10 protein-coding genes are annotated in these 14,340 nt (G+C 70.2%); 7 read left to right on the top strand and 3 right to left on the bottom strand.

Annotation, left to right across the window (positions count from 1 at the left end):
• The first annotated feature begins 898 nt into the window (after positions 1–898).
• The 4 genes from AB0399_RS23210 (at position 899) to AB0399_RS23195 (ending at position 7,984) form a co-directional block, all read left to right on the top strand.
• Positions 899–1,435 (top strand): hypothetical protein, encoded by a 537-nt coding sequence (locus tag AB0399_RS23210; RefSeq protein WP_366412621.1) that lies wholly within the window; start codon positions 899–901, stop codon positions 1,433–1,435.
• 254 nt (positions 1,436–1,689) lie between these two features.
• On the top strand, positions 1,690–2,664 hold the full coding sequence (locus AB0399_RS23205) for a hypothetical protein (RefSeq protein ID WP_366412620.1): 975 nt from the start codon (positions 1,690–1,692) through the stop codon (positions 2,662–2,664).
• Positions 2,665–3,532: 868 nt separating this feature from the next.
• On the top strand, positions 3,533–6,583 hold the full coding sequence (locus tag AB0399_RS23200; RefSeq protein WP_366412619.1) for a glycoside hydrolase family 38 C-terminal domain-containing protein: 3,051 nt from the start codon (positions 3,533–3,535) through the stop codon (positions 6,581–6,583).
• Positions 6,584–6,835: 252 nt separating this feature from the next.
• Positions 6,836–7,984 (top strand): ROK family transcriptional regulator, encoded by a 1,149-nt coding sequence (locus AB0399_RS23195; RefSeq protein WP_329374064.1) that lies wholly within the window; start codon positions 6,836–6,838, stop codon positions 7,982–7,984.
• Positions 7,985–8,133: 149 nt separating this feature from the next.
• On the opposite strand, the gene AB0399_RS23190 is transcribed toward AB0399_RS23195, so the two are convergent.
• The 3 genes from AB0399_RS23190 to AB0399_RS23180 are packed head-to-tail and all read right to left on the bottom strand — an operon-like array spanning position 8,134 to position 9,724.
• A complete protein-coding gene (locus AB0399_RS23190) occupies positions 8,134–8,487 on the bottom strand; it encodes a hypothetical protein (protein ID WP_366412618.1) in 354 nt (117 codons plus the stop codon).
• Positions 8,484–9,155 carry an Asp23/Gls24 family envelope stress response protein gene (locus AB0399_RS23185; protein WP_329366156.1) on the bottom strand — a complete coding sequence of 224 codons (672 nt, stop codon included), beginning with the start codon at positions 9,153–9,155 and terminating at the stop codon, positions 8,484–8,486. Before AB0399_RS23185 ends, AB0399_RS23190 begins: the two co-directional genes overlap by 4 nt.
• Positions 9,146–9,724 (bottom strand): sigma-70 family RNA polymerase sigma factor, encoded by a 579-nt coding sequence (locus AB0399_RS23180; protein WP_366412627.1) that lies wholly within the window; start codon positions 9,722–9,724, stop codon positions 9,146–9,148. Before AB0399_RS23180 ends, AB0399_RS23185 begins: the two co-directional genes overlap by 10 nt.
• 364 nt (positions 9,725–10,088) lie before the next feature.
• Here AB0399_RS23180 and AB0399_RS23175 point away from each other — a divergent pair, with 364 nt between their 5' ends.
• The 3 genes from AB0399_RS23175 (at position 10,089) to AB0399_RS23165 (ending at position 14,312) form a co-directional block, all read left to right on the top strand.
• Positions 10,089–10,550, top strand: a complete 462-nt coding sequence (locus tag AB0399_RS23175; protein WP_366412626.1) for an Asp23/Gls24 family envelope stress response protein — start codon at positions 10,089–10,091, stop codon at positions 10,548–10,550.
• A 157-nt stretch (positions 10,551–10,707) separates the two neighbouring features.
• Positions 10,708–10,908: a hypothetical protein gene (locus AB0399_RS23170; protein ID WP_366412617.1), complete on the top strand. Its 201-nt coding sequence runs from the start codon at positions 10,708–10,710 to the stop codon at positions 10,906–10,908.
• Positions 10,909–11,555: 647 nt separating this feature from the next.
• On the top strand, positions 11,556–14,312 hold the full coding sequence (locus tag AB0399_RS23165; RefSeq protein WP_366412616.1) for a lectin: 2,757 nt from the start codon (positions 11,556–11,558) through the stop codon (positions 14,310–14,312).
• Positions 14,313–14,340: the final 28 nt, after the last annotated feature.

The raw sequence follows: 14,340 nt of genomic DNA, 5'->3' as shown, positions 1-14,340 counted from the left end.
GATCCCAAGCCCTACATCTGGACCAAGACCGCAGAGGACATCCTCGAACGCCTCGCCGGATATCTGAAGCGAATTCCCGACTCAGAACACTAGCCTCCCAGTCGGAAGGGATCACGACGCGACAGGTAGGCCTCTGAACGTGTCGGGGAAGCTGCCGCGCAGCCCGGCGGGGGGAGCGCAAGGGGAGCGCGGACGCCCTTGGACGGGTCGGCACGGGGCGACAGAAGCGGAAATGGCATAGGCGGTCTGACCAGGCAAAATGAGATCGCGCCGCACCACAGCACACCCGTCCGCATGACCGCTCGCGTACTTGTAAAGCGTAGGTCGTCGGTTCGAACCCGACAGGGGGCTCCATATTTGTCCCTTTCGCGGCTTTCCCGGCGACGGGCCGCCGCCGCGAGGGGTGCCGATGGCCGGCGGTGACGAGGCGGCCTCGGGCCGCGGGCCGCTTCGCCGGACGAGTCGACCGCGTGGGGATCGTATGCGGACCGTCGAGACCGAGACCGAGACCGAGTGGGCGCGGCATGGGCCGCCCGCCGCCCGCCACCTGCTGCCCGCTGCCTGTTTCGGTTGGGGACGGCGGTGCGGTGGTGCCTGCGGTGCCGGCGGGTGTCCGGCCCGGGCCGGGCGGTAGGGGCGGCGTGACCGGTCGGGCGGCTGTCGGGGCCGAGGGTGGGGCCGATCGGGCTGGGAAAAGGCCGGGCCCGTGGAATGAGCGCTTTGTTCGGTCCTCGCACCGGGCGTCCCCGTATCTGCCTGTATGACGCGGCAACGGATCTGGGCCGTTCAGGGGGGAGTTGTCGACCTACGGTTTTCCCGTAACCGCCCGCCGGCCGGCTTGCGAGGGAGCTGCCGTCGGGAACACTCCCCTGTTCCGCATGAGTTGAGGAGAAAACTGGTGTCATCGCCTTGCAGCCCCGAGTTCGCCCCGGTGGGCGACGTGGGTACGGCCCTCATGATGATCGACTCCCGGCTCAAGGCCGTCCACGCCAACAGGACCGGGGTCGATCCTGAACAGCAGCTCCTGATCGACCAGTTCACCGCGTCGATGAGCCCCAAGGAAGCCGATGCCGTGCTGGACGGTGCCTGCACGCTCGTCTACATGTTCATGCGGTGGCTGCAGGCGGCCTACGACGACCACGGCAAGGACGCCATCGAACACGTGGTGCCCGACCTCGTGGGCACGATGCGCAAGATGCCCAATAGCGTCCGCCCGGAGACCATTCCCACCATGGCCGGCCTGGTGATCGCCGCGGCCACCGGCCTGGGCCCCGGCCTGTGGCGCAAGCAGTACGGCTACTGGACCGAGAGCGAGATGACCCCGCTGGAAGCCACCGCCTTCCTCCTCGCGGAGCACATCAACCAGCTCACCGAAGATCCCGAGTTCGCCACCCGCCTGATCGGCAACGCCCTGGCCGGCGTGGACATGGATTGACGGCCGGATGCGCCGGGCCGGCTGCGACGTCCACGGTCCGGCCGGCCCGCCGGGGTGCCCTTGCTGAGCGCTGAGCGCTGGCCGCTGAGCGCAGGCCGCTGACCGCTGGCCGCCAACTGTTGCCGCCGCGTACGACGACCGGCGTCGTGCCTGCGAGCAGCGGAAGTTCCGGCCCGAAGTACCGAGTCTGCCTATGCTGTTGAAGCCTCTCAGGGGGCTCTCTTTCTTGATCGGCGAGGCCATGGGGGTTCGGGATGCGGGTCGGGCTGTCGCGTTGGCGGGTGGCGGTCACCGCCGTGCTGGTGGCCGCGGTGGTCGCGGCGTGCGGGGGCGGGGACGGGGGGAGCAAGGCCGATCCGACGCCGACCCCCGATCCGCCGGTGTCCCTCAAGCTGCAAGCGCTCGACACCTACGCGCGGGGCACCGACGGCCTGCTGGCCCTGTCGATGCACACCAACGGAGCGCACCCCCCGAAGGTGAAGGTCGCGCTGCGGTTCGACGTCCCGGCCGGCAAGTCGCTGAAGACCCAGTACGAGCCGGTGGGGTCCACCGGCTGGGACGGCTGGCCCACCCTGAAGCTCGCCAGGTCCGCAGGACCCGAGGCCGGGCTCGACACCCTGTCCGGCAGCTACACCGTGCCCATCAAGGACGAGGACATCTGGCGCCTCTACCTCAACCCGCAGTACGGGCCGTCCGGCGCGGACGACGCCGTGGCCGTACACGCGACGCTCAGCTCGGCCGGCCGCACCCTGGCGAGCGACAGTGTGAAGGCGCCGCTCGCGGCCCTCACCGTCAGCGTGCTCGACATGAAGGGCACCACGCTGCACCGCGACGGGCGCTGGACCGAGGCGACGTATGCCGTCCACAACGTGTCCACCCGGGACATCGCGCACGTGGACGCCGGGCTCAACATCTCCCCGTGCAGCGCGGACGACGTCGTCGGCTGCGACCCGACCGGCGCCGATGTGGCCGATGGCTTCACCATGCAGCAGTACGACGGCCACCGGTGGGTCGCGGTGACGCGGTCCGCCAACGCGGTCGGCCATGTGCTGAGCACGTCGCTCAAGGCGGGTGCCAGCGCGCGGGTCCGCGTCCGGGTCGCCGCGGCGGCCGGACTCGGCAAGGACGTGACGCGGGTCGACATCAGCCTCGCGGCCGGGGGGAAGATGCCCGGCGCGAAGACCTCCTCCTACGACTCCGCCGCCCGGACGTTCGACATCGCCCGGTAACGCTGACGGCGCCGCGGTCTTTGAGGCGCGCCGCACTCTTTGAGGCGCGGCCGCCGACGACGCGCAGGGCGCCCACGGCGCAGCGCACCACACTCGGCCGTACAGCCGGTGGTCCGGTCGGCCGTACCGCTGGCGGTACCGCCGGCTCGTACCTCTGGTCCGGGGACTTCCGCGACGTTCACCGACTTCCGCGGACGAGGACCGCCATACCCGGCAAGGGCCGGACGAGCGCCATGAACAACGGTGTCCGGATGCCCGCGCCGGGCCTCCGCGTCTACCAGAGCGCGCCCGGGGGACCGCCCGGGGGACCGCCCGGCCGTACCACCCGGTTCCGGAGCGAGGCGCTCCGCATTGAATCCCGTTCAATGACGGAGGGGTTCGTAAAACGTATTGACAAACTCGGCGGGCGGTTCGTAGGTTCGAATGGCACTACACCGACACCTGCCGTGCGGAGGACCTGATCGCCATGACCTGGCGCCAGGACGGCTGGTGGCCGATGCCGTAAGAACCCGACCGCTGCGCCCTGCCGCGCAGCGCCGATGGGAGCGTGCAACCACGTTGACCACCGACACCCGGCGGGCGCTCGTCGTCCGCGGCGGCTGGGCCGGTCGTCATCCCCTGGTGAGCCGCGGCGGGTTCGTCCCGTCGCCCAAGGGGCACGAATCGACCGTCCGGAATGTTCGTCATATGCGGAACGCCGAGAATGTCTCGGTCGCCGAAGGTGGACCTCGTGCCGGACGTACGCTGCCCGTTCCCCCGTAGACGTCAAAGGTCGAACCCCATCTGCGAGCGCCCGGACCCGGGCGCCGCAACCGGCCTCTGACCGGCACCCCGCCCTGTCGAGCCCAGCTATCAGGAGACCGTCCTCATGCATGACGACCGCAAACTGGTCGAGGCACGCTTGGAGCGCGTCCTGCGGGAGCGCATCCGTCCGGCGATCCACCCGGAGACGACGCCGCTGACCGTGGAGATCTGGTCCACCTCCGGCGAGCCCGTGCCCGTAGCGGAGGGGCTGTCGGCGACGACGCAGCCCATCTCCGCCGGCACGCCGTGGGGTTCGCCCTGGGGGACGAGCTGGTTCAAGGTCAGCGGCACCGTGCCCGCCGAGTGGGCCGGCCGGACCGTCGAGGCCGTGCTCGACCTCGGATTCACCCCGCGCACCCCCGGATTCCAGTGCGAGGGCCTCGTCTACCGGCCCGACGGCACCCCGGTGAAGGGGCTCCACCCGCGCAACTCCGCCGTACGCGTCGGCTCGCCGGTCGCGGGCGGCGAGACGGTCCGCTGGCACATCGAGGCCGCGTCCAACCCCGACATCGACGGCGAGGTGCCGTTCCAGCCCACCGTGCTCGGTGACCGCGCGACCGCCGGCGACGCGCCGCAGTACGTGCTCGGGCAGATGGTGCTGGCGGTCTTCGACGAGACGGTGTGGAACCTGGTCCTGGACCTGGAGGTGCTCGGCGAGCTGATGGCGGAGCTGCCCCTGGAGGGGGCGCGCCGCTGGGAGATCCTCCGCGCGGTCAGCCGCGCGCTGGACGCCGTGGACCTGCAGCACGTGAACGCCACCGCGCAGGCCGCGCGGGACGAGTTGGCGGGAGTGCTCGCCGCGCCCGCGGTTCCGGCCGCGCACCGGATCAGCGCGGTCGGCCACGCGCACATCGACTCGGCCTGGCTGTGGCCGCTGCGGGAGACGGTCCGCAAGGTCGCGCGCACCGCGTCCAACATGACGGCCCTGCTGGACGACGATCCCGACTTCATCTTCACGATGTCGCAGGCCCAGCAGTTCGCGTGGATCAAGGAACACCGGCCCGAGGTGTTCGCCCGGGTCAAGCAGGCGGTCACGGACGGCAGGTTCGTGCCCACCGGCGGGATGTGGGTGGAGTCCGACACCAACATGCCCGGGTCCGAGGCCATGGCCCGCCAGTTCGTGCACGGCAAGCGCTTCTTCATCGAAGAGTTCGGCGTGGACAACGAGGAGGTCTGGCTCCCCGACACCTTCGGCTTCGCCGCCGGCCTGCCGCAGATCATCAAGGCCGCCGGCTCCAAGTGGCTGCTCACCCAGAAGATCTCGTGGAGCCGCACCAACACCTTCCCGCACCACACCTTCGCGTGGGAGGGCATCGACGGCACCCGGGTCTTCACCCACTTCCCGCCCGTCGACAGCTACAACTGCGAGATGGCCGGCCGCCAGATCGCCCATGCGGCACGCAACTTCAAGGAGAAGGGCGTCGCCAGCCGCTCCCTCGCGCCGACCGGATACGGCGACGGAGGCGGCGGCACCACCCGGGAGATGGTCGCCAAGGCCGCTCGACTGCGCAGCCTCGAAGGGTCGGCGACCGTCGAGTGGGAGGCGCCCGCGGACTTCTTCGCCAAGGCGGAGGCGGAGTACCCCGACCCGCCAGTGTGGGTCGGCGAGCTCTACCTGGAACTGCACCGCGCCACGCTGACCAGCCAGGCGCAGACCAAGCGCGGCAACCGGCGCAGCGAGCACCTGCTGTACGAGGCCGAGCTGTGGGCCACCACCGCGGCCGTACGCACCGGGGCGCCGTACCCCTACGAGGCGCTGGACCGGATCTGGAAGACGGTGCTGCTGCACCAGTTCCACGACATCCTGCCCGGCTCGTCGATCGCCTGGGTGCACAGTGAGGCGCGGCGGACCTATGCGCTCGTGGCCGAGGAGCTCGAAGGGATCATCGGCGAGGCGCAGCGCGCGCTCGCGGGGACCGGAGAGGGCGCGGGGAACTCGGGGGAGCGGGCCGGCGTCGGCGACGTGGTCTTCAACTCGGCTCCGCACGGGCGCGGAGGCGTTCCGGCCGGTGGCGCGGGTGTCGCCGGCTCGCCGGAGACGGTGGCTCCGGCCGTGCGCGAGGGCGGCGGCTACATCCTGGACAACGGTCTGCTGCGGGTCGAGATCGATGCGCGCGGACTGGTGGTGTCGGCCTACGACATCGCGGCCGGACGCGAGTCCATCGCCCCCGGGCAGGCGGGCAACCTGCTCCAGCTCCACCCCGACCTGCCCAACCAGTGGGACGCGTGGGACGTCGACGCCTTCTACCGGAACGTCGGCGCCGACCTTACGGACGTCGCGGACCTCCGTGTCGACGGCGCCTCGGTCCGCGTCGAACGTGTCTTCGGCGACTCCCGGGTCGTCCAGCTGCTGTCGCTTCCGGCGGACGCCAAGCGGATCGACATCGACACCGAGGTGGACTGGCACGAGACCGAGCGATTCCTCAAGCTCGCCTTCCCGCTGGACGTACGCGCCGACCGGTACGCGTCCGAGACCCAGTTCGGCCATGTCTACCGGCCCACCCACCAGAACACGAGCTGGGAGTGGGCCAAGTTCGAGGCGTGCAACCACCGGTTCGTGCACCTCGACGAGCCGGGCTGGGGCGTCGCGCTTGTCAACGACGCGACATACGGCCACGACGTCACCCGTGCGGTGCGCGCCGGAGCCGACGCCGGTACGACGACCACGGTGCGCGCCTCGCTGCTGCGGGCCCCGCGCTTCCCCGACCCGGAGACCGACCAGGGCGTCCACCGCTTCCGCCACGCGCTGGTGCCGGGCGCCACCATCGCCGACGCCGTCCGCGAGGGCTACCGGGCGAACCTCCCCGAGCGCCGCACCTCCGGCGCGAACGCCGTGGCCCCCCTGGTGACCGTGGACGACGACGCGATCGTGGTGAGCGCGGTGAAGCTCGCCGACGACCGCAGCGGCGACCTCGTCGTCCGCCTCTACGAGGCGAACGGCGGCCGTGCCCGCGCCACGCTCCGCGCCGACGGCTTCGCCGCCGACCGTGCCGTGCTGACCGACCTGCTGGAGCGGCCGCTCACCGACACCGCGGACCTCGAAACGGCGGACGGCGGGGCGGCCCTCACCCTGCGGCCCTTCCAGATGGTGACCCTGCGCCTGCCCCGCGCCTGACCGCGACCACACCCAGCGAACGGAGCGAACGATGTCGGCCGCCGGCACGGGAAGCGACCCCGGACCGGCGGCTCGGCGGACCGGTCCGGACGGAGAATCCGGTGGCGTACCATGCCACCCATCAACGCCGTCGAAGGGGCGGTGGCCTGGTGCCGCGTCCGCCATCCGAGGCTGGGAGAGGCACGGTTGACGACCATCGACAGCGCCGGCAACGACAGACCGCCGATCCGCCGCGGCACCAACCTGCCGCGGATGGGCGACTACAACGAGTCCGTCGTCCTTGATGCCATCCGCCGACACCCGTCCGGGCTGAGCCGGGTCGAACTCGCCCAGGCCACCGGCCTGTCCGCCCAAACCGTCTCGAACATCACCCGCCGACTGCTCGACCAGGGCGTGGCGCGGGAGTCCGGGAAGCGGAGCACGGGTCCCGGCAAGCCGCGCACCCTCCTGGAGGTCGTCCCCACGGCCCGGCATGCCGTGGGGGTGCACCTCGACCCGGCGGTCATCACCTATGTCCTGGTCGACCTGCTGGGCGCGGTGGTGGCGCAGTACAGCGAGCGGACGCCGAGAGGTGGCGGCTCCGACCAGATCGTGTCGGGCATGGCGGCCTCGGTGGCCGCCCTGGTCGGCGAGTCCGGCGTCGACGCCGAACGGATACTGGGCCTCGGCGTTGCCGCACCCGGTCCCGTCGACACCGTGGCCGGCCAGGTACTCGACCCTCCTGAACTGCACGGGTGGGGCAGCTTCCCCCTCCGTGACCGGCTCAGTGAGGCCACCGGCTACCCGGTACTCCTCGACAAGGACGTCACCGCCGCAGTCGTCGCCGAACGCTGGGCCGGCGCGGCCACCGCGAGTCGCAACCTCCTCTTCTTCTATTTCGGTACTGGCTCGGGCATGGGACTGGTGGTGCAGGACACCGTGCTGCGCGGTGTCTCCGGCAACGCGGGCGAGGTCGGCGGCCTCGGCGCGGGCTGCTCGATCCGGACCCTCGTCGACGAGGCCATCTCACTCGGCGTGCTCGGTGCGGAGTTCACCGTGCTGGACCCGGCCGACGCCCCGCGCGGTGTGGAACGGCTGGCCTCACTCACCGCCGAGGGCGACGAGGCGGCGAAGTCCATCATCGATCAACTTGCTGTCCGTATCGGCCGTGGTGTCTGCGCTGCCGCGACCCTGCTGGACGTCGACACCATCGTCTTCGGTGGTACGACCTGGCAGGTGCTCGCCGATCATCTCCTTCCTGTCATAGAACCGATGGTTGCGCGCTCGCCGTTCGTCAAGGCGACCCACCCGACTGCGGTCGTCACCACCACCCTCGGCGAGAACGTGGCCGCCGTGGGAGCGGCGTCCCTGGTACTGGACCAGGCGCTCTCGGCTCAGCCCACATCGCTGCTGCTGGGCTGAACCCGTCGCCGGACCCTCTCTTGGCCGTGTCCTTTGCTGGACCTGGGCCGTCATGTCCCGGCTCCGTCCTCGCCTGTCCGGGTGCGGGTGCGGGTGCAGGTGCGCGGGTGCGGGCGGGCGTGGACGGGCGTGGCCGGGTCGGGACCGGGTCAGACGATCCCGCTGATGGTGACGCTGACCGTGACCGGCGGCGGTGACTGGCCATTCACCGAGGTCACGGCCAGAGCGGCCGTGGCCGCTTCCCGTATCGCGCGGGCGACGTCGAGCGCGCGATGGCCGCGCCGGGCGACGACGTGGACGCTCACCGTCCACGACGGCCGGCCCTCACCGGGGGTGAGGCGGACACCCTCGGTGGATTGGCGCGATGCTCCCTGTGTCGTGGAGCGTATGGACGCTCTCAGCAGTCCGCTGAGACTGGGCTTGAGGAATGCGACGCCGGGCACTTCGCAGACGGCGGTGGCGACCTGGGCGGTGAGTACCTCGCGGGCGGCGGGTTGGGTCATCGGGTCCGTCCTTCGCTGGCCGCATCGTCAAGGAGATCGGTGAGGCGTACGTCGACCGCCGCCACGCGCATGCCCAGTTGGCGGTCTGCGGCTGCGAAGACCTCCTGGCGTACCTGGTCGGCGAGTTCATCGAGGTCGGGGGCGAACGGGAACGTCACTTCCAGGAGCACCCGGACCGGCTCCCGGCCGGGCAGCCCGGGGCGAGCCGGTAGGAGCGGATCGTTCAGCTCGTCCATCGCCACGGGCGCGATTCGGCATGACCCGGCCCGTACTCCCGGCAGCGACTCGGCCGCGGCGCGGAGAACCCTGGCCGCCGTGGCCTCGGTGATCCACGCGTCCTCCTCGGGTTCGCCGAGAGGCAGTGTGCGACCGGGCCGCAGCTCCAAGCGGACCACGTCCATGACGCGTTCGGAGAGGGAGGCGGTGTCCATCGGTGGAGGCGTGCTGGAGCGCAACTCCCTGATCGCGCCGCCGAGCAGATCGAGGTCGGCCAACGCGGCCGAGCAATAAGGGCAGCGGAGGGCGTGCTGGTCGCTCTCACCGCTGTCGGTGGACTCCCACACCTCGGAGAGCATGCGGCCGCAAAGCAGTTGCTCGTCGTCGGGGAGTGGCTCCGGTGTCTGGCCGGGCAGGCGGCCGGCTCCGCCCGGGTTGCTGGTCATCGCCATGCGCCCATCGCCTCCGTCAGGCCGCGTCGTGCACGGAAGATGCGCCCGCGAACCGCCTGAGGGCTGATTCCGACCAGTTCGGCGATCTCCTCGTACGTCTGTCCGTTCAACTCTCTGAGCACCCAGCAGGCTCGCTGTTCCGGCGAGAGCAGAGACATCGCCTCGGCCAAGGCGCGCGTGGCCGCGCGGGACTCGGTCACGCGCTCGGGTGAGGTCTGGTGGTCCGGCGCCGGGAGCTCGGGGGTGCCGTCGAGCGGGACGAGCGGGCGGCGCGAGCGCAGGACGTTCAGACAGCGGTTGGTGACGATTCGGTACATCCAGGTCTTGAACCGTGCCTCGCCGCGGAACTCCGGCAGTCTGCGCCAGGCGCTGACGAAGCCGTCCTGAACGGCGTCCTCGGCCTCCACGCGGTTGCCCAGCAGCCGCTCGGCGAGTTGCAGCAGCGGTCCGGCATGCCGCTGTACGAGTGTGGCGAAGGCGTCCTCGTCCCCTTCTCCCGCGCGTACGGCCAGCAATTCGTCGGTCAGTAATTCCTCGGTCAGCAATCCGTCGACCGGCGGGTCGGACAACGGTGGCTCGGACAAAGACAGATCGGCCGGTGCTGCCGCCGGCGGCAGTTCTACCTTGGCCGCGGGCGCGGCGACGGCTTTCGAGGCGCCGGGCGGCGCTGTGCTGCCGGTGTCTGCGCTGCCCGGCCTGGTGATTTTGCGGTACCCCGACACGCGGCGGCTCCTTTCGTTCGCTCATTGTCTTCGACACGCGAGATCGCCGGATGTCACGCCGTGTGGGCGGATCAGTTCGGAAGAAATCTTCGCCGCGGATGCGTGACGAATCTCCGCCGGCCGGGTCCAACTCATTGACCGCACGTCACGACAACGCACGATCAAGGAGACAGCGATGGTTGCACAGCAGGTTGAGGCGCCCGTACGCAAGATGGTGGAGAGCGGCGTGAAGCCCGGTCAGGGCTCCACGACGGTCAGCGGTGGCAGTGCCGGCGCGAGCGAGCCGGCTGCGAACAGGGGGAAGACGTCCATCGCCGATGTCGTGGTCGTCAAGATCGCGGGCATGGCTGCGCGCGAGATCCCCGGTGTCTACGACATGGGTGGTGGCCTGTCCCGCACGATTGGTGCTGTCCGCGACCGTGTGCCGGGCTCCCGTCCCAATGCGGGGCGGGGAGTGAAGGTCGAGGTCGGCGAGCGCCAGGCAGCGGTGGACCTGGATGTGATCGTCGAGTACGGCGTCCCGATCGCCGACGTCGCCCGTGACGTCCGCGAGAACGTCATAGTGGCCGTGGAGCGCATTACCGGCCTCGAGGTGGTTGAAGTCAACGTCGCTGTCAACGACGTGCATTTGCTCGACGGCGACGAGCCGGTCTCGGACTCGCGCGTCGAGTGACGCAAGCCTCGGGCATCGGAGCCGAAGCGCGCAATCCAGAGGCCCAGGTCGGCATCAGTCCCGAGATTCAGACTCAGACTCAGACTCAGATCCGAGTTCGCCATGAGGTTCGGTTCCTCGTCCAAGTCCGGCGTTGGCACATCATGTGAGGTGAAGTATGAGTAGGGCAGTTATCGGGTTGCTGGTGGGCATGGCGCTGGCCTTTGCCGGGTGGTTCGGGGGATTCGGCGCGTTCATACTCGTGGCCGCGCTCGGGGCGGTCGGCTTCGCCGTCGGCCGACTGATCGAGGGCGACGTCGAGTGGAAGGCGGCGAGGCGTAGTCCGACCTCGATCAGCCGCTGCGCGGGCCTGCGCTGAAGCCTTCTGCCCTGCGACCGCGCCGACTTGGGCGACGTGTGCGGGCAGCGCGACGTCTGCCTGCGGCCGTCGTGTCGCTGCTGATCGCGGTCCGCTCTGCCCTTCTGTTGTCCGATCTCTTGTCCGATGTCGTCGCCGTCCACGCCGCCGGGCGTTCTCCTGCACTCCCGCCGCCCCGGCGCCCCGCCGCCCGCCCCCCCCGCGCCCCCCGCGCCAGACATCGGATGACGCGCCCCCGACTCCGAACAACCCGCCCCAACACTCCCAAGCATCGCACCAACCACCTACGTTGCCGCACTCTGCGCCGACACCCCCCAGCCGCACCATCCCCGCCCGCGGCCCCGGCGCCCCCAACTCCGCCGCGAATCCCGCCGCGAAGCCCCACCCCCTCATTGGTCCGACCGCTTGCACGGGTCATTGACGTGTTCCTGCCGCGTGGCTAACTTCGCCGAGAGCGCTCTCCTCTCGTCGGCGTCCTTGGGCGCCCCTGAGCCCCGGAGTCCCCCCATGTACGCACTCGCATCAGTACGCGTTCCATCTCCGTATGGCCTGACAACGTTGTCGGATCTCGCTCATCACTCCGGAGTCGCGCTCCTGTGGAGCCAGACAACGATGTCGAACTCACGAGCAGAGGAGAAGTACCCGCGATGACACGACTGTCGAGACCACCCGGAGCGGCCGTGATCGGCGTGCTCGCGGCTGCGGCGCTGGCCGTGGCCGGGATGTGTACTCCCGCGTCGGCGGCCGGGAAGGCCGCGCTCGTCACGTCGCCGGCCACCCTGGTCAACCCGTTCATCGGGACTTCGAACCAGGCCGACGACTTCCCGGGCGCGGACGTGCCGTTCGGCATGGTGCAGTGGAGCCCGGACACGCCGTCGCGTCCGTCCGGTGGTGGTTACGAGTACAACGACTCGACGATCACCGGTTTCAGCCTCACCCATATCGCCGGGCCCGGCTGCGGTGCGGCCGGTGACATACCGGTGCTGCCCACGGTGGGTGCGGTGAACACGGGCGCGACGGACGCGTTCTCGCACTCCAACGAGTCGGCGTCCGCTGGGTCGTACAAGGTCACGCTCAACAATCAGGTGACCACCGAGCTGACCGCTACGACGCGCAGCGGGATGGCGCGCTTCACGTTCCCGTCCAGTACGCAGTCCAACCTGGTCTTCAAGCTGAACGGCAGCCAGAACGGCGACACGTCGACGCAGTTCACCAAGGTCTCGGACACCGAGGTGAGCGGTCAGGTCACCAGCGGGCACTTCTGCGGCGCGGGCAACACGTACACCGTGTACTTCGACATGGTCTTCGACCAGCCGTTCGCGTCGCAGGGAAGCTCGGTCGTGAAGCCGTCGGCGACCGCCCCCGCGACGTCGGGTACGGCCTCCAAGAACGCCGCCGAGAAGCCCAACAAGCCGGTGCTGCACGGCAAGGCGCCGAAGGCTGCGACATCGAAGTCGCCGGACGCCGCCGCGTCGAACGGGTACGTCACGTTCAACACCACGTCCAACCCGGTCGTGCAGGCCAAGGTGGGCGTGTCGTACGTGTCGGTCGCCAACGCGGTCGCCAACCGCACGGCGGAGAACGGCGGCTGGGACTTCGACGCGACCCGCACCGCCGCGCAGGGCTCCTGGAACAGCGCGCTCGGCAAGGTGCAGATCGCGGGCGGGACCTCCGCGCAGCAGCAGAGTTTCTACAGCGCGCTCTACCACTCGCTGCTGCACCCGAACGTGATCAGTGACACCAACGGCCAGTACTACGGCTTCGACGGCAAGACGCACACCGTGGACTCCGGCCACAGCGCGGCGTACGCCAACTACTCCGGCTGGGACATCTACCGCTCCCAGGCCCAACTCGAGGCGCTGGTCGACCCGCAGGCCGCTTCGGACACCGCGCAGTCGATGGTCGACGACTACGCGCAGACCGGGATCTTCCCCAAGTGGTCGGAGGACAACGGCGAGTCGTACGTCATGGTCGGGGACCCCGCGGACGCCATCCTCGCGGACTACCACGCCTTCGGCGCCACGAAGTTCGACACCGCCACCGCGCTGGCGGACATGGTCGCTCAGGCGAGCAAGACCAACAACGACCGGCCGGGCCTGAACTACCTGAACTCGCCCGGATACATGCCGCACGACGGCAGCTACGGCTGCTGCAACTTCTACGGCCCGGTGGCCACGACGCTGGAGTACAACACCGCCGACTTCGCGCTCTCGGCCTTCGCCGGTGCGCTCGGCGACACCGGCAACCAGAAGACGTACGCCAATCGCGCGCAGGACTGGCGCAACGTGCTCAACCCGGCGTCCGGCTTCGTCGAGCCGCGCAACGCGGACGGCTCCTGGACCGGCGGCTTCGACCCCACCAGCGGCACCGACATGGTCGAGGCCGACTCCTGGATCTACACCGGGATGGTGCCGTTCGACATCGGCGGCCTGGCGAAGGCCAAGGGCGGAAACGCGGCCATGAACGACTACCTGGACACCACGCTGCGCAGCTTCACCGGTGACGACGGCTATGCCTGGGTCGGCAACGAGCCCAGCATCGAACTGCCCTGGGAGTACGACTACACCGGCGCGCCCTACAAGACGCAGGGCACAGTGCGGGCGATCCAGGACCAGATCTGGGCGAACACCCCCGGAGGGCTGGCCGACGGCAACGACGACCTGGGTGCGATGAGCGCCTGGTACGTCTGGGCCGCGCTCGGCATGTACCCCGAGACCCCGGGCACGTCCGATCTGGCCCTCGGCTCACCGCTGTTCACCCAGGCCCTGGTCACGCTGCCGTCCGGCAACACGCTCACGATCAACGGTAACGGCGCCGCCGACAACGCCCCTTACGTGCAGTCCGCGACGTGGAACGGTACGGCCTGGAACAACGCCTACGCCCCCACCACGGCGATCACCGCGGGCGGCACGCTCGACTACACCCTCGGCACCACCGCCAACACCTCCTGGGCGACGGCGGCGTCCGCGGCCCCGCCGTCGTACGCCGGTGACACCACGGCGCCGGCCTCGCCGAAGATCGGCCCGATCGCCGCCGGGGTGGGGTCGAACCTGTGCGTGGACGACGCGACCTCCGGTACCGCCGACGGCACCCACGTCCAGATCTGGGGCTGCGACGGCACCTACGCGCAGGACTGGATCGTCGCCGCCGACGGCACGCTCCGGACCCTCGGCAAGTGCCTGGACGCCGACCACAGCGGGACCACCAACGGCACGCTGATCCAGCTGTGGACCTGCAACGGCAGCGGTGCCCAGCAGTGGACCGCGGGCTCGAACGGATCGCTGGTCAACCCGGAGTCCGGGCTGTGCCTCGACGACCCGAACTCGTCCACGGCCAACGGTACCCAGCTCCAGCTGTACGGCTGCAACGGCTCGGCGGCGCAGAACTGGAAGGTGCCGAGCTGAGCCGCACGCCCGCACCCGCACCCGCACC

The organism is Streptomyces sp. NPDC088194 (assembly GCF_040702025.1).
Taxonomy (GTDB): Bacteria; Actinomycetota; Actinomycetes; order Streptomycetales; family Streptomycetaceae; genus Actinacidiphila.
This window is presented reverse-complemented; position numbering and strand designations above follow the sequence as displayed.